18 protein-coding genes are annotated in these 15816 nt (G+C 42.5%); 13 read left to right on the top strand and 5 right to left on the bottom strand.

Annotated elements, in window-relative coordinates; genetic code table 11:
- The first annotated feature begins 12 nt into the window (after positions 1-12).
- From HY960_00460 to HY960_00400, 13 genes are all read left to right on the top strand, one after another.
- Complete coding sequence (locus HY960_00460; GenBank protein ID MBI5214203.1) at positions 13-309, top strand: hypothetical protein; 297 nt, start codon at positions 13-15, stop codon at positions 307-309.
- Between the two features lie 2 nt (positions 310-311).
- The gene (gene sufB / locus HY960_00455; protein MBI5214202.1) at positions 312-1757 is read left to right on the top strand and encodes a Fe-S cluster assembly protein SufB; all 1446 of its coding nucleotides are present in this window, start codon (positions 312-314) and stop codon (positions 1755-1757) included.
- Positions 1758-1831: 74 nt separating this feature from the next.
- Positions 1832-2587: a Fe-S cluster assembly ATPase SufC gene (gene sufC / locus HY960_00450; GenBank protein ID MBI5214201.1), complete on the top strand. Its 756-nt coding sequence runs from the start codon at positions 1832-1834 to the stop codon at positions 2585-2587.
- Positions 2584-3921 carry a Fe-S cluster assembly protein SufD gene (gene sufD / locus HY960_00445; protein ID MBI5214200.1) on the top strand — a complete coding sequence of 446 codons (1338 nt, stop codon included), beginning with the start codon at positions 2584-2586 and terminating at the stop codon, positions 3919-3921. The genes sufC and sufD overlap by 4 nt, the downstream gene beginning before the upstream one ends.
- 2 nt (positions 3922-3923) lie before the next feature.
- Positions 3924-5174, top strand: coding sequence for a cysteine desulfurase (locus HY960_00440; protein MBI5214199.1), 1251 nt, complete (start codon positions 3924-3926; stop codon positions 5172-5174).
- Positions 5171-5626 (top strand): SUF system NifU family Fe-S cluster assembly protein, encoded by a 456-nt coding sequence (locus tag HY960_00435; protein MBI5214198.1) that lies wholly within the window; start codon positions 5171-5173, stop codon positions 5624-5626. The genes HY960_00440 and HY960_00435 overlap by 4 nt, the downstream gene beginning before the upstream one ends.
- Positions 5627-5628: 2 nt before the next feature.
- Positions 5629-5994: a DUF59 domain-containing protein gene (locus HY960_00430; GenBank protein MBI5214197.1), complete on the top strand. Its 366-nt coding sequence runs from the start codon at positions 5629-5631 to the stop codon at positions 5992-5994.
- 24 nt (positions 5995-6018) lie between these two features.
- Positions 6019-6387 (top strand): iron-sulfur cluster insertion protein ErpA, encoded by a 369-nt coding sequence (gene erpA, locus HY960_00425; protein MBI5214196.1) that lies wholly within the window; start codon positions 6019-6021, stop codon positions 6385-6387.
- 18 nt (positions 6388-6405) lie between these two features.
- Positions 6406-6990: a NifU family protein gene (locus HY960_00420; protein MBI5214195.1), complete on the top strand. Its 585-nt coding sequence runs from the start codon at positions 6406-6408 to the stop codon at positions 6988-6990.
- 118 nt (positions 6991-7108) lie between these two features.
- Positions 7109-7714, top strand: coding sequence for a superoxide dismutase (locus tag HY960_00415; GenBank protein MBI5214194.1), 606 nt, complete (start codon positions 7109-7111; stop codon positions 7712-7714).
- A gap of 132 nt (positions 7715-7846) precedes the next feature.
- On the top strand, positions 7847-8083 hold the full coding sequence (locus tag HY960_00410; protein MBI5214193.1) for a DUF4160 domain-containing protein: 237 nt from the start codon (positions 7847-7849) through the stop codon (positions 8081-8083).
- Positions 8064-8384 carry a DUF2442 domain-containing protein gene (locus HY960_00405; protein MBI5214192.1) on the top strand — a complete coding sequence of 107 codons (321 nt, stop codon included), beginning with the start codon at positions 8064-8066 and terminating at the stop codon, positions 8382-8384. Before HY960_00410 ends, HY960_00405 begins: the two co-directional genes overlap by 20 nt.
- Positions 8385-8522: 138 nt before the next feature.
- Complete coding sequence (locus tag HY960_00400) at positions 8523-9566, top strand: methylated-DNA--[protein]-cysteine S-methyltransferase (GenBank protein MBI5214191.1); 1044 nt, start codon at positions 8523-8525, stop codon at positions 9564-9566.
- Between the two features lie 42 nt (positions 9567-9608).
- Here HY960_00400 and HY960_00395 read toward each other — a convergent pair whose 3' ends face one another.
- The 5 genes from HY960_00395 to HY960_00375 are packed head-to-tail and all read right to left on the bottom strand — an operon-like array spanning position 9609 to position 15742.
- Positions 9609-10637, bottom strand: a complete 1029-nt coding sequence (locus HY960_00395; protein ID MBI5214190.1) for a glycosyltransferase — start codon at positions 10635-10637, stop codon at positions 9609-9611.
- A gap of 43 nt (positions 10638-10680) precedes the next feature.
- Positions 10681-12237: a polysaccharide deacetylase family protein gene (locus HY960_00390; protein MBI5214189.1), complete on the bottom strand. Its 1557-nt coding sequence runs from the start codon at positions 12235-12237 to the stop codon at positions 10681-10683.
- Positions 12234-13631 (bottom strand): flippase, encoded by a 1398-nt coding sequence (locus HY960_00385; protein MBI5214188.1) that lies wholly within the window; start codon positions 13629-13631, stop codon positions 12234-12236. Before HY960_00385 ends, HY960_00390 begins: the two co-directional genes overlap by 4 nt.
- Complete coding sequence (locus tag HY960_00380) at positions 13615-14661, bottom strand: glycosyltransferase family 4 protein (GenBank protein MBI5214187.1); 1047 nt, start codon at positions 14659-14661, stop codon at positions 13615-13617. Before HY960_00380 ends, HY960_00385 begins: the two co-directional genes overlap by 17 nt.
- Entirely contained in the window at positions 14618-15742 is a 1125-nt protein-coding gene (locus HY960_00375; GenBank protein MBI5214186.1) for a glycosyltransferase family 4 protein, read from the bottom strand. Before HY960_00375 ends, HY960_00380 begins: the two co-directional genes overlap by 44 nt.
- Between the last annotated feature and the right edge of the window lie 74 nt (positions 15743-15816).

Below are 15816 nucleotides of genomic sequence, written 5' to 3'. Positions count from 1 at the left end.
AACGAGAAACCAATGAACACACTTGAACTCATCATTCAAAACAAAACTGAATTTCTGAGTTATCTGAAATCGAAGTTTAATCTTATTCATAATTCAAATATTTTCCTGAGGGATTTGCATTACGGTTTGATGTTTTACACAAAGGAAACAATGAAAAAGAAATTAAAATACTTTGCCGGTGAAGAACTTGCAAAAGATTTTGCATCTGAACTGGTGAAGCAAGGAATCTTCAGCGCTATAGACCATCAATCATGGCGACTGAACTATCCTGAATTCGCATTGCCAAGAATCGAAAAGAAGGCTCCGTAAGAATGTCAACCGAAACTCCGACAATTGAATCGTTAGCGATTCAGGAATACAAATACGGTTTCATCACCGACATTGAGACGGAAACTGCGCCACGTGGTTTGAATGAAGACATCATCAAGTTAATTTCGTTCAAGAAAGGTGAGCCGCGTTGGTTGCTTGATTGGCGATTGAAAGCGTATCGTCATTGGTTAACGATGGAAGAACCGAAGTGGCACAATGTTCACTATCCGAAGATTGACTATCAGGATATAATTTACTACGCTGCGCCAAAACAAAAAGTCAAACCAAATAGTCTCGAAGACATTGACCCGGAAATCAGAAGAACGTATGAGAAACTTGGAATTCCACTTGTTGAACAAATGCGCCTTGCAGGAGTCGCAGTTGATGCTGTGTTCGATAGTGTTTCTGTCGCAACGACATTCAAAGAAAAACTTAAATCGCTTGGTGTGATTTTCTGTTCGTTCTCGGAAGCAGTTCAGGAATATCCTGATTTGATAAAAAAATATCTCGGGACTATTGTACCGTACACAGATAATTATTTTGCTGCCCTGAACTCAGCCGTGTTTACCGATGGCTCGTTCTGTTATGTTCCAAAAGGCGTTCGATGTCCGATGGAACTTTCGACCTATTTCAGAATCAACACTGCAGACACAGGACAGTTCGAGCGTACATTGATTGTCGCCGATGATGCAAGTTACGTCAGTTATCTTGAAGGATGCACCGCGCCGATTCGGGACACGAATCAATTACACGCGGCGGTTGTTGAATTGGTTGCACTTGATAATGCTCAAATTAAATATTCGACGGTGCAAAATTGGTATCCGGGTGACAAAGAAGGGAAGGGCGGAATTTATAATTTTGTAACGAAGCGCGGCAAGTGTGCAGGCGTCAATTCAAAAATTTCATGGACTCAGGTTGAAACCGGTTCGGCAATTACGTGGAAATATCCGAGTTGTATTTTGCAGGGAGATAATTCAGTTGGCGAGTTTTACTCTGTCGCTGTTGCGAACAATTATCAGCAAGCGGATACCGGAACGAAGATGATGCACATCGGAAAGAATACGCGAAGTACAATCGTCTCAAAAGGTATCTCTGCCGGATTTGGACAAAACTCGTATCGTGGCTTGGTTCAGGTTCACAGGAACGCGGAAAACGCGAGAAATTTTTCTCAATGCGATTCGCTCCTCATCGGAGATAAATGTGGCGCGCACACGTTTCCGTATATTGAAGTGAAAAATACTTCTTCAACTGTTGAGCATGAAGCGTCCACATCAAAGATTGGTGAAGACCAAATATTTTACTGCAAACAGCGCGGCTTATCAACGGAAGATTCCGTGAACATGATTGTAAACGGCTTCTGCAAAGAAGTCTTCCGCGAACTTCCGATGGAATTTGCTGTTGAAGCGCAGAAACTATTGGGGATAAGTTTGGAAGGAAGTGTCGGCTGATGAATGCAAAATTAAAAATGCAAAATGATATAATAACTGAAAACTGAAAACAGAAAACTGGAAACTGAAATCGAATGTTAGAAGTAAAAAATCTCCACGCCACAATCAATGGCAAAGAAATATTAAAAGGTGTGAACTTAACCGTGAACGCGGGGGAAGTTCATGCAATTATGGGACCAAACGGTTCGGGAAAAAGTACGCTTGCACAGGTCCTTGCCGGACGTGAAATGTATGATGTAAATGAAGGCGAAGTGCTCTTCAACGGAAAGAATATTTTAGATATGGATCCGGAAGAGCGGGCGAGAGAAGGAATGTTCCTCGCGTTTCAATACCCTATTGAAATTCCCGGCGTGAGCAATACATATTTTCTCAAAGCAGGATTGAATGAAATCCGAAAACATCGCGGACTCGAACCGCTTGATGCAGTAGAGTTTCTCGCACTTGTTCGGGAAAAGTTGAAAGTTCTTCATCTGACTGAAAACTTACTCAGCCGTGCAGTGAACGAAGGATTTTCCGGCGGTGAAAAAAAGCGTAACGAAATTTTTCAAATGGCAGTGCTTGAACCGAAACTTGCCATTCTTGACGAGACAGATTCCGGGCTTGATATTGATGCGCTTCGAGATGTTGCCGATGGCGTCAACAAACTTCGTCGTGCTGACAATGCGACAATTGTTGTAACACACTATCAACGATTGCTCAATTACATCGTTCCTGATTTTGTGCATGTGTTGCAGAACGGTCAGATAACGCTTTCAGGCGGGAAAGAACTTGCGCTTGAACTCGAAGAAAAGGGATATGATTGGGTAAAAGAGGAAGCGCACGCCGCATGACAGAATCAGTTCAACATAGTTGGGTGAAATCAAACTTCGAGCAGTTTGAAAAAAGTCTGAACGGTGAATCAACGTCGTCGCTTCATGCACTCAGACGTTCTGCTCTTGAGACATTCGAGCGATTGGGATTTCCAACAAACCGAAATGAAGAATGGCGATTCACGAACGTTTCTCAAATTGCAAAGACGAATTTCAAATCGCCGCAAAAATCAAATGTCGCTTCTGTCAGCAAGAAAGACATCGAAGAATTCATTATTGAAAAAGCATCGTCTCAATTTTTAGTATTTGTTGATGGATTCTTTGCTGAAGAATTATCATCGCTTCATACGCTATCGGATGGTGTTGTGATAGAAAATCTATCCGTCGCAATTCAATCTCTTAAAGCGATACAGCATCTCGGCTCCCTTGCAAAACCGGAAGAGAATCCGTTCAATGCCTTGAACGCGGCATTCATTCAGGACGGAGTTTTTATTTCAATTCCCGATAATATTGTAATTGAAAAACCAATTTATTGTCTCTTTCTTTCATCAGAAAATGATTCGCCCGTAACGATTCATCCGCGAAATCTCATTCTTGCAGGCAAACAGAGCAAATGCAGTGTCGTTGAGTATTATTCTTGCCTGAAAGAAAATGTTTACTTCACAAACACTATCACAGAAATACTTCTCGATGAAGGTGCGATTATCAATCACACAAAATTACAACGAGAAAGTGCGCAGTCGTTTCATATCGGAACAACGCAAGTCTATCAAAAAGCGGCAAGTAATTTTATATCGAACTCGATTGCACTTGGCGGAACAATTGCTCGGAATAATATTCTTTCCAAGTTAGACGGCGAGGGGAGTGAATGTACATTGAACGGGCTGTCGTTGGCAACAGGTCAGCAGTTGATTGATAATCACACAACGATTGACCATGCAAAACCAAACTGTCCGAGCCATGAATTGTACAAATCAATTCTTGACCAAAAGTCACGCGGCGTATTTAACGGAAAAATCTTTGTCAGGAAAGATGCTCAGAAGACAGACGCGAAACAGACGAACAAAACTCTCTTACTTTCTGATGAGGCGACGATTGACACAAAACCTCAACTTGAAATATTTGCAGACGATGTAAAATGTACGCACGGCGCAACGGTCGGACAACTCGATGCTAATCAGATCTTTTATTTGCGGTCGCGTGGCTTCAGCAAAGAACAGGCACGGGATACACTAACAACCGCATTTGCAAATGACGTGATTGACAGAATCAACAACGAACAACTTCGTGAGAAACTGTACCCGATGATTTTTGAAAAACTCCATAGCGGAAGACAAATTGTACAACCTGTCTGAGCATGATTAGCACTCAAACACAACCAACGAAATTGACGTTTGATGTTGTGAAAATCAGGAAGGATTTTCCGATACTCAGTCAACAAGTTCACGGCAAAGCGCTTGTATATCTCGATAACGCGGCGACAAGTCAGAAGCCGCAAGTGGTTATTGATTCTCTTGTTCGGTATTACACAGAGTTCAATTCCAATGTTCATCGCGGTGTGCATCTGTTAAGCGAACAGGCAACGAAGGCGTATGAAGAATCAAGAGTGAAGGTTCAACGATACATCAATGCCAAGCGAAGCGAGGAAATTATTTTCACTCGCGGAACAACTGAAGGAATCAATCTCGTTGCTCAATCTTTTGGACGAGCGAATATTCATGAAGGAGATGAGATTATTATTTCAGGAATGGAACATCACTCCAACATCGTTCCATGGCAAATGTTATGCGCTGAGAAAAAAGCGACGCTACGGGTTATCCCGATTGATGATAACGGCGAAATCATTCTTGATGAGTACGTGAAGTTGTTCAATGATAAGACAAGATTCGCGGCGTACACACATGTTTCAAATGCACTCGGCACTGTCAATCCAATCAAACATATGATTGAAACCGCGCACGCGCATAATGTTCCGGTTTTGATTGACGGCGCGCAGGCAATTCCTCATTTAAGAATTGACGTTCAGGAATTAGATTACGATTTCTATGTCTTCTCAAGTCATAAAATGTTTGGTCCGACCGGAATCGGAGTTGTGTACGGAAAGAAATCGCTTCTTGAAACTATGCCGCCGTATCAGGGCGGAGGAGATATGATTAAGTCAGTAACGTTCGAGAAAACGATTTACAATGATTTGCCCTATAAGTTTGAAGCAGGGACGCCGAATATTGCAGATACAATCGCCTTTGGAGTTGCAATTGATTATCTGAACTCGCTCGATTTTGAAGCGATTCATGACTATGAACAGGAACTCCTCGAATATGCAACCGAGAAATTATCAACAGTGAATGGTTTGACAATCATCGGAACTGCACGAGAGAAAGCCGGAGTAGTTTCGTTCACCCTCGATGGAATTCATCCGCACGACATCGGGACAATTCTCGATACAGAAGGAATTGCTATCCGCACAGGACATCATTGCGCACAACTGGTGATGCAACGATTTTGTGTTCCTGCAACAGCGCGAGCGTCGTTTGCATTTTATAACACAAAAAACGAAATAGATGCATTGGTTGACGGTATCAACAAAGTGAAGGAGATTTTCAGTTGAATCCTGAATTGAAAGAATTATATCAGGAAGTAATTCTTGACCACAATAAAAGTCCGCGCAACTTCCGTGTGATGGAAGATGCCGATAGAAAAATAGAAGGATTCAATCCGTTGTGCGGCGACCATTATGTTGTGTATCTCAAAGTCAGAGATGGTGTTGTTCAGGATTTGAGTTTTACAGGTTCCGGTTGCGCAATTTCGAAGGCATCGGCATCGGTGATGAGTTCCATCGTCAAAGGAAAATCAGTGCAGGAAGCAGAACTACTCTTTGAGAAATTCCATCAATTAGTAATGGGTGACTTGAATGGTGAAGCAAATGCTGAGTCATTGGGAAAACTCATTGCGTTCGCAGGTGTTTCAGAATTTCCCGCACGGGTGAAATGTGCAAGTCTTGCATGGCACACGCTTCACACCGCTCTTACATCAAACGAAGAACAAGTTTCAACAGAATAATCATGGAAGAAAACGTACAAGTTATGACGGCTGATGAGCCGCAGATTCTCAGTTCAATCGAAAAAACAATCATCGAAGCGCAGGTCGTCGAGGCTATTCGTTTGTGCTACGACCCGGAAATCCCGGTCAACATTTATGAACTCGGTTTAATTTACGGAGTGGATATCAGCGACACGGCTATTGTTAATGTTCGAATGACATTAACGACGCCCCATTGCCCTGCCGCGCAAACGCTTCCTGCTGATGTCGCTCGCCGGGTGAAATCAGTGAAAGGTGTGAACGAGGTTGTTGTGGACATCGTATGGGAACCACCGTGGAATCCGAGCATGATGACCGAAGCGGCAAAACTTGAACTTGGATTTTTTTAATCAATAGAAATTGAAAGGAATAGTATGTTGGAAACATTAACTGATACTACAATCGAAACTAAACAAGAAATTCTCATAACTCAAAAAGCCATAAATCAAATTGAAGAAATCAGAAAGAAAGAAAATCTTACTTCCGACTTTGCCTTGCGAATCGGGGTGAAGGGGGGAGGATGTTCGGGCTTTTCGTATGTGCTTGGCTTCGACAATGAACAGCATCACTACGACAAAGTACTTCAATCCAACGGCGTTACAATTTACATTGACGAGAAAAGTCTGATGTATCTTGCCGGAACAGAATTAGATTTTCAGGATGGATTGAACGGAAAAGGTTTTGTCTTCAACAACCCAAATGCGGCAAAGACGTGTGGGTGTGGAAGTTCGTTTGCAGTATAATCAAGAAATAAATTAAACATGAACGAAATAGCAATTCAAGCACAAATAATTTCTGACGATGCATGTCAATTTATCGTTGACAGAGCGGTCGCTGACGGCTCAATGTATTTTGACGGAATTGACTCCGCACAAGGTTCTCCGCTCGCGGAGAAATTATTTGAAATAAAAAATGTTGACGGTGTTTTGATTTCAAACAACGTTGTGAAAATTTCCAAACTCGGATTTGAGCCGTGGATGCCGATCGCCAAGCAAGTCGGAACGCTGATTCGAGAGCAAATCCAATCCGGTGTTCCTGCAATTTCTGATGAAATGTTTGCTCAACTTCCAGGCGAAGATGTTATCAGAGAGAAAGTGCAGAAACTTCTTCAAGTTGAAATCAATCCATCGGTTGAGAGTCATGGAGGATTTGTTTCGTTGGCAGATGTCAGGAAGAATGATGTGTATCTTGTGCTCGGTGGCGGTTGTCAGGGATGTGGAATGGCAAATCAGACGTTAAGAAGCGGCATCGAAAAATTAATCAGGGTTCATATTCCTGAAGTCGGTGCAATCATAGATGTAACCGACCATCAAAGTGGAACGAATCCATATTATCGCTCGAACTGAAATGGAACGAAGAAAATTTTTACAAACGTCATTGATTGTCGGCGCGGCGAGCGTACTGCAATCAACCAAAGTTTTATCATCAAATTATTTTACTCAAACTCAAAAGGAACAATCTACTATGCCATTTACATTACCCGAATTACCGTACGCGCACGATGTGCTTGAGCCATTCGTTGATAAAATGACGATGGAAATCCATCACGGAAAACATCACAACGCGTATGTTACCAATCTCAACAAAGCAATCGAGGGAACAGAGTGGGCTTCAAAATCCATTGAAGAAATTCTCGCGAACGTTTCAAAAGCATCGCCTGCAATTCGCAACAACGGCGGCGGACATTTCAATCACACACAATTCTGGAACTGGATGAAAGCCAATGGCGGCGGCGAACCAACTGGCGAACTTGCAGTAGCCATTGCTCGTGATTTCGGTTCGTTTGATAAATTCAAAGAGCAATTTGGCAACGCCGGTGTCACTCGCTTCGGTTCCGGTTGGGCGTGGCTTGTGAAGCAACATGACAAACTCGTTGTTTGCTCGACGCCAAATCAGGACAATCCGTTGATGGATATTGCCGAAGTGAAAGGCGTTCCTGTTCTCGGACTCGATGTGTGGGAACATGCGTATTATCTCAAGTACCAAAACCGCCGCCCCGATTACGTCGCCGCGTGGTGGAACGTTGTGAATTGGGATTACGCGTCGAAATTGTTTACAAGCGCGAAATAATCCCTCGACTTCGCTCGAGATGACATCATGGTTCGACTTCGCTCACCATGACGATAAGAAGGTCGGTGATGAGCCGACCTTTTTGTTTTTTCATTGATTTGTGTTAAGTTTTGACAACTTAGAGTCAAAAAATTGCCAACAATTTTAATAACAGGTCCGTACAGGTTCTACTTCTATTCATGTGACAGAGATGAACCACCTCACGTGCATGTACAACGAGAAAACTTTACTGCAAAATTCTGGATAGAACCAACCATCCTGCAGCGGAATAATGGTTTTGCTCGTACGGAGATAAGTCGAATTAGGACAATAGTAGAAGAACAAAAAGAACATTTTTTGAAAGCATGGAATGAGTACTTTAGCAATTGAAATACAAGAAGTCAGAACCCTCAATGTTTTGGTCACAGACGATGAATTAACAGTTGACCTTTCGGACGGACGTACCATTTCTGTCCCACTTTCATGGTATCCACGATTAGTTTATGCAACTGCATCAGAGCGAGATAATTGGCAATTGATTGGAAGTGGGGAAGGCATTCATTGGCTTGACCTTGATGAAGATATTAGTACTGAGGGGCTGATATTTGGTCGAGCTTCCTCGGAAAGTCAAACCTCGTTTAATAGATGGCTCAAATGGATTGAGGAAAAGAGAACGCGGTCTCAGAATTAGGTGTAGCATTTTCTCCCCAATTCTGAAATCGAAAATCAGCAATCGTAAATCAAAAAAATTCCCTGTCCATTTTTCGGTGGATTAATTCATTCCATTCCTGTATCTTATATCCATCGTTAAACTAATACAGGAAAATACATGACATCTTTACCTACTGCAATCGAAATGGAACGAGCATACACGCAGAAAGATGCTTCGTACGACGGAGTATTTTTTCTTGCTGTTCGAACCACGGGAATATTTTGTAAGCCATCATGCACAGCGCGGAAACCGCTTCGTCACAATGTGGAGTTCTATCAAACTCAGAGAGAAGCAATCTTTGCTGGTTATCGTCCATGCAAACGTTGTCATCCACTTGAGAGTAACGGAAAACAACCGGAATGGGTAGAGCGGCTTCTCACAATTATTGATAAAGACCCTACTGCACGATACACAGATTCATACCTTCGCTCGATCGGTATTGACCCGGCGCGTGCAAGACGTTTTTTTCTCAAAATGTATGGAATGACATTTCAGGCGTACTGTCGTGGCCGCAGGTTGGGAAAATCGCTTGAGCAAATTCGTCTTGGCGTTGATTTGGATGATGTTGCTCTTGGTTATGGGTACAATTCTCACAGTGGTTTCCGGGATGCATTTGTCAAGACGTTTGGCAAAGCGCCGGGCAAGAGCAGAGCGGAAGATTGCATTGTCACATCATGGATTGAAAGTCCGTTGGGACCTCTCGTTGTTGCCGCAACCTCAGAAGGTATTTGCTTGCTCGAATTTACCGAGCGAAGAATGTTGGATGCACAGTTCGCCTCCCTCCGTAAATATTTCAAATGTGCGATTGTTCCGGGGGAAAACGAGCACATCAAACTCTTGAAGCACCAACTCAAACAATATTTCGATGGAACGTTGAAACGATTTACTGTCAAACTTATTTATCCCGGCACTCCGTTTCAACAAAACGTGTGGAATCAATTGTTGAAAATTCCTTACGGCAAGACTGTTTCATACGAAGCGATAGCCAAGCGAGTCGGTTCGCCGGGCGCGTGCCGCGCTGTTGGAACTGCCAATGGAATGAACCGGATTGCGATTGTAATTCCGTGTCACCGGGTTGTGAATAAAGATGGTGAACTCGGTGGTTATGGCGGAGGACTTTGGAGAAAGAAGAAGTTGCTTGAATTGGAAAGAGGAGAGTGAGATTGAATTGATGCAACCCTGAGAATGCGTTTGTATGAGTTTTCAGAATAGAGAACTATAAACCGATTGAAGTTTTTCTCCCACACGTTCCCATACAAACTCTTTTTTAATATGTTCACGCAGTTGTATGTTCTTCGCTTTTTCCATGGATAATGAAATGCCGTTCCTGATACTTTCTACCGATGAGGGTTCAATATACACTGCATCATTCCTGAAGTAGTCGGTTGTGCCGCCATGTTTGGTTACGACTAATTTTGCCCCAGCTAAGCCCGCCTCAAGTGCGGCGATGCCCGGCGTTTCAAACAATCCCGGAAGAACAAATGTATCGCACGCTGAGTAGGCAGATGCGAGCAAGTCAGAATCATTCGGGAGATATTCGATGATAGTCAGACGGGGATTCTTTTTTGCTTCATCTAAACAGCGTTGTCCATCTAGGGTCAGTTCAATTCTTCCGATGATGACAGCAGGGTGGGGGATTGTTTCGAGCGCTTGAATCAAACGAAACACATTCTTCCTCTCCGGTCCGATATGTCCGACGTTCAGAATGAAATTCTCCACTCCATACGTTTGAACAAATAACTGAGGTGTTGCGTGATAAAATCGTTCCTCAACTCCGTTCGGAACTACAATTATTTTCTCATTCGGGATTCCGAATCCTTCTTCTACAAGTTTTGCTTCATGGGTTGTATTGGGAAGAACAAGTTTTGCCCATTTGCAAATATCTGTTATCAATCCGTAATCAGACCACAGTCCTTTAGCAAAAGTTCGTACCAATGAATCCACGGCGACAATACTCCGAACGAATTGAAAATTCTTTCGTGTATAAAATATCGGGCTGACAACAAATGGAATTCCTGTTCTGTGTAATTCCCGTGCAAGGTGATACGTGCCGATGTTCGCCCCGAACAGATGCACTACGTCCATGTTTGCTTTGTTTAACTCTTTCCATGAATCAAACAAGGATACATACAGACCGAGATTCTCCAATGCACGTTTCGATTGGAAGATTTGTGTGCGCGGTCCGCCTTTCAAGAGCATGAGGGATTGATATGTGGCAAAGACGATATTCACTTGTTTGTTGGTTACTGGTTACGGATTTCTGGTGACTGAATACTCAATACTTACTACTTAACTTACTGAAAATATAATCTTGCAGGTGAATAAATGAAATCCACGGGTTGTATTTTCTGATTCGAAGATAATTATTCGGAAATGGATGCACTTCCGGGGTTAACTGCCATCGCAATTCATCCAATGGTATTAATGATTGAACTTCACACATTGATTCGGTTTCATTTTTTCTTGTTATGCGTATTCTGTCATTAGTATTTTCATCTGAACAATACATGCTCAAGACATGTTCATGCAAATCAATGTTCAATTGTTGTGCAACTCGTTTTTTCCACCAAGTTGCATAGTCAATGAATCGAACAGTTGAAATATCTAAATGTTTTATGTGTTCAAAAATACACTCCAACACTTTTTCATGTCCGTCTTTCGGATGATGATATAAAATAATCGGTTCACGCGCCCGGTATTTTTGTTCAATGACAAACTGAAAATACTTTATCATTATTTCATCTGAATAACCAAGACGCTTCAATGTCCCGATGCTGATGGGATGAATCGGTACTTGTAAAACCGTACTTTCCTCGTTGCCAAAGAACGGATACGAGGGATAATTATCGTAATCGTACGAAAATTCAGATGAATACTCAAACCCCAAATCCCTAATCGCCTGTCCCAGTTCCTGATTCCACTTCCCAAACGGAGCGGCAAATCCTTTTGCATTAATATTGTTTGATTCGAAAAGTTGTTTTGCCTTCAAAATATTATCGTAATTTGCTTGATACTCTTCATACGTCTGATGTTCAAAGCAATGGATTCCGATTTCCTGATTTTCCATTTCAGCAAAAGAGGAAAGAATATCTTGCTGACTTTTTACATCTACAAACCATGTGAACGGAACTTGATATTTTCGAGAGAGAGCATAGAGTTTGTTGATTTCGTCGCCACCAGCATAATCAGTGTCAATTCGAAAAGCAAACAGCGATTGGTTTATACCGGGATAATGACTGAGATGTACAAACGGTAGATTCCTCTGATGAAAGAGATATTCGAGCGAGGTTGTAACGAATTTCCTCAACGAATGTTTTGAGACAAGCGAAACGCGTTCAAACGGAAGTCTCGGGTAAGGTGAATAAAACGATTTGTCGGTTGTTCTGTTCTCTGTGAATAAACATCCTGCATCAAAAGGGAGAACAAAAACATTCGCGCCATTCCATTTGCCGATGAAACAGGTCGGCTTTCCGTCAACAGAATGCAAGTCGTTTGCATTTGAAGGAATCATGCATTCAGAAAAAATATCCAACAATCCAATTTCAGAGAAGAGTGAATCTTGACGGGGAAAAAGATAACTGATTGTCTTCGTTTGTGCTTCAACACCAGAAAGTTGTTTGAACGAACGCGAGGAAAGGAGTAAACTTCCTCCTGATTTTGCATACGATTGAATTCGTTCAATACTTGCTTCATCAAGTACATCACCAGTAATAATCGCGCTGAACTCCACATTTTCAAAATTGCTTGAGATAATCCTAAACGGTAAACCAATTTGTTTCAGCAAACCCGACCAACCCGGCGAACAATTCATCAATCCAACCTGAAGTTTCACCAAACCCTCCTGAACATTAGTTGTGCTTCAGTGATTGTCACTGCTTTCACGAATAAAGCAACCAAACTATAAACAAGCGCTCCGATACCTATCCTGAGAAGGAAATGAATCTCAGGCAGAAAGTGAAGCGAGAGTGTCATCGCAATCAATGCAAGAATAATTTGAGGGAGATTTGTTGGAAATGCAACTTCTATGCTTTTTCTCAAACTATAACGGGAAAGCAAGACCGTGAGAAGTTCAGCAGATACCATTGCTATTGCCGCGCCCGTTTCCTGATAGAAATAGGTACCGACGAGAATGAAGAGAACATAAACGACCGCGCTTAATCCCATCACTTTTGCAAAAAGTTTTTCTTTTCCGATTGCAACAAGTGCTGACGAATAGACCGTGTGTAACATCGTCATCAACAAAAACCAGACAAGCACGGAAAAAATTGGTGATGAAGCCGCATATGCTTCACCGAAAACAAATCGAATCAGTTCGCTTGAGAGCAATGTGCCACCGATGCACAGTGGTAATGCCAGCAGTAAAACCCATTTCAATGTTTCCTCCAGACGCTGTTTGAATTGTTCCGGCTGTTGAGAAAATATTCTGCAAGTTGCCGGGAGAAGGATGGTCGCAAGCAATCGGTCGAACATCATTAACAAAATGACAAGTTTGCTTGCCGCGCTGAAGATGCCGACACTGTGTGTTGAAAGGAGGATTCCGAGAAGAAGGGGAGAAAGGTTCACGCTTGAATGAGCAAGGATGGAACCAAGTCCGAGAGGAAATGCCTGCTTGAGCAATTTTATCGAATCTGAAATGTTGAAGTTGAAACGAAATGAAAGTTTCTGAATTCTTACAAAAACAAAATACATGAACGTTGCACACACATCTCCGGCAATTGCCGCAATTGCTACCCAAAGAATATCAGCCGAAGACTCAACGATAAAAAATATCAGTAAGAAATTTACAACCGCCGCAATTCCTCGTGCCGCACCAATCGAACTCATAGATTCTTTTCCTTGAAAATACCAGTCAAGGAAAAAGGCATTTGGAATGGATGCAAGTGTAAAGAGAATGAAGATTGTTGTTGTGAATCTGTCCTGAATAACAAAGAGGATTACAACAGAAGCCAGAAGAATGAGAATGATGGTAAGAAGGAATCTTGTCGTGAGCACTCGACCGATAAAGAGCGGGTCGGTTGAACGGGCGATTTCTCTTGTAGCGAAGGATGGAATTCCCGCCGCTCCGAAAATCAAAACATACGAGAGAATCGTCAGTCCGATATTTATTACACCGAAGTCGGAGATGCTGACATGTCGCGTCAGGTAAGCGATGGTGAGAAAGCCGAAAAACTTTCGTGTCAGGTCACTGCCGACGAGAGCAATAACGTTTTTAGTCAGCCGCTTCATGAAGTAGTTTTTCTATGAGGGAGAACAAATCCGCTTCACGTTTCTCTTTCGGAAAAAGTGCAACGATTCGTGACCGGGCTTTGACGGGCAACTCGGTTCCAGATTCCAACGCGTAGTTTAAACCAGAAACAAGTGCATCAACATCATTAGTGGGAACAAGAAATCCTGTGTCAGCAATCGCCGTGGCATTTCCTCCAACCCGTGTTCCCACCGGAATGCATCCGCACAGCATCGCTTCGCAGAGAGCGTTTGGCAATCCTTCACGACGCGAAGGTTGGCAATACACTTTCGCTTCCTGATACCATTGTAACAAGCGTTCCTTTTTGACTGACGGATAAAAGGTCATATTCATTGGCGGTTGGAGACGATACGCTAAATCAGATTCAGTTCCAACTACGACAAATTCGGCATTCGGCATTCGTTGCGCCGCCTGAATAAGTACATCAATTCCTTTTATTCTTAAGCGAATCTCATCCGAACAACTTGCAACGGTGAGAACAATCTTCTTTTTTTCGATTAACGGTTTCCAGAACAACGCATCATAACCGGTGGGAAGATAGACGATATTGTTTCCATCATAACCGGCACGTTGCATTGCTTCTTCTTTCAAGGAATTATCCACGACAAGAACGCGGTCAGCCAATAGCAATGCACGACGAACAAGTTTACTTTTCCATTTCGATAACCAGATGCCGTAACCGAGTTCTTCATCTGCTGCAACATCTACACCGCCAAGAATGAGAACTGATTTCACTCCCAGATATTTTCCAATAATCACTCCAACCGCAGAGTAGACAGAAGCGAACCAGCAAAAGATAATATCGGTTTGAAATAAACTCAGGATAATTTTCAGGAGATGAAGTATGCCATGACCGATGCGTGGTTGAACCTGAAAATGTTTGGAGAGAAAACGGAGGTCTTCTTCAATAAAAGAAGTGCGGAAGGCAGAAACGAATAATATGTTTACATTTTTCGGCAGAGAATGCCTAAGTAGTCTTATGATTGGAAATAATTCGCTGAAGAAGTTCAACCGTTTTTTGTGCGACGGTTTCCCAATTAAAATTCATTGACCATTTGTATGCTTCGTTGCTCAGTCGCTGACGGAGTTCTGCGTCGTTCAACATCGTAAGCATTTTCTCTGCAAGCATTTCGATGTTGCCGTACTCGAAGAATAATCCGGTTTCATCTTCCCGAACGGCATCGCGCAATCCCGGAACGTTGCTTGCAATCACGGGAGTTCCACACGCATTTGCTTCGATAACTGTCAATCCCCAACCTTCCTTCGATGATGGATTGACAACGAACCAAACTTCTTGCATCAATCTGACTTTTTCTTCTTCGCTCACAAATCCGGTAAACTGGATTTTATTTGAAATGTGCAAACTTTGAGCAAGTTTCTCAAGTTCAGGGCGATTGTCTCCTTCGCCGACGACAATCAATTCCGCTTCGGGAAATTTTCCCTGAACGATTGCAAATGCTTTCAGAAGATGGTCAACTGATTTATACTTTTTGATTCTCCCGAAATATCCAATCAACGGTTTCGAACTTTTCGCCGGGTCATTTCTTTGATAGCGCGAATGGTCAACGCAGTTGTAAACCGTCTCAAGTTGCTTATCGGAAATGCCGTGAGAAGTCAATTCATTGATAGTGCTTGGCGAGACTGCAAAAATGGGAATTCGTTTCTTCCGGAGTAAATCAACGCCTAGCCACTCGGTCAGATAGACATACAATGCGAGAGGGAAGGGGGCCTCAAGAAAAATCGTTTTGGAAAATAAATGATGAATGATGACGGCAAGTGGTTCCCGGATGAACCATGGAGTATAAAATGGAATCTTGTTCATATCGTCAATAACGATATCGAACTTTTCTTTTCTGAATCGTGTAAGATACCTCAGCGGAACATAGAAGTTGAAGAAGAACCGTCCGCCCTCCCGAATAACTTTTATTCCGTTGATGGTTTCCTCTTTCGACGCGCCATCGAACATTGAACAATATAGGGTAACTTCATGTCCAAGGTTGACAACACGAGAAAATATTTCATGAAGATGAACCTCCGCTCCGCCTGCGAGCGGATTTTTAATATCCTGCCAATTGAAAATAAGTATCTTCATTTTGAGGAAATTTTGTGGTTCGTGTGAAACAATTGTCTGAGGACTCTTCTCAATTTATGAAAAGAAGAATCCTC

Source organism: Ignavibacteriota bacterium (assembly GCA_016212665.1).
In the GTDB taxonomy this organism is placed as follows: domain Bacteria; phylum Bacteroidota; class Ignavibacteria; order UBA10030; family SZUA-254; genus FW602-bin19.
This window is presented reverse-complemented; position numbering and strand designations above follow the sequence as displayed.

What these genes read in the sequence shown, in the direction of transcription:
- sufB (MBI5214202.1), top strand. Translation starts at nt 312, where the DNA reads ATGTCAACCGAAACTCCGACAATTGAATCGTTAGCGATTCAGGAATAC.
- HY960_00385 (MBI5214188.1), bottom strand. Translation starts at nt 13,631, where the DNA reads ATGAAGCGGCTGACTAAAAACGTTATTGCTCTCGTCGGCAGTGACCTG.
- HY960_00415 (MBI5214194.1), top strand. Translation starts at nt 7,109, where the DNA reads ATGCCATTTACATTACCCGAATTACCGTACGCGCACGATGTGCTTGAG.
- HY960_00405 (MBI5214192.1), top strand. Translation starts at nt 8,064, where the DNA reads ATGAGTACTTTAGCAATTGAAATACAAGAAGTCAGAACCCTCAATGTT.
- HY960_00420 (MBI5214195.1), top strand. Translation starts at nt 6,406, where the DNA reads ATGAACGAAATAGCAATTCAAGCACAAATAATTTCTGACGATGCATGT.
- HY960_00430 (MBI5214197.1), top strand. Translation starts at nt 5,629, where the DNA reads ATGGAAGAAAACGTACAAGTTATGACGGCTGATGAGCCGCAGATTCTC.
- HY960_00375 (MBI5214186.1), bottom strand. Translation starts at nt 15,742, where the DNA reads ATGAAGATACTTATTTTCAATTGGCAGGATATTAAAAATCCGCTCGCA.
- HY960_00400 (MBI5214191.1), top strand. Translation starts at nt 8,523, where the DNA reads ATGACATCTTTACCTACTGCAATCGAAATGGAACGAGCATACACGCAG.
- HY960_00440 (MBI5214199.1), top strand. Translation starts at nt 3,924, where the DNA reads ATGATTAGCACTCAAACACAACCAACGAAATTGACGTTTGATGTTGTG.
- erpA (MBI5214196.1), top strand. Translation starts at nt 6,019, where the DNA reads ATGTTGGAAACATTAACTGATACTACAATCGAAACTAAACAAGAAATT.
- HY960_00460 (MBI5214203.1), top strand. Translation starts at nt 13, where the DNA reads ATGAACACACTTGAACTCATCATTCAAAACAAAACTGAATTTCTGAGT.
- sufC (MBI5214201.1), top strand. Translation starts at nt 1,832, where the DNA reads ATGTTAGAAGTAAAAAATCTCCACGCCACAATCAATGGCAAAGAAATA.
- sufD (MBI5214200.1), top strand. Translation starts at nt 2,584, where the DNA reads ATGACAGAATCAGTTCAACATAGTTGGGTGAAATCAAACTTCGAGCAG.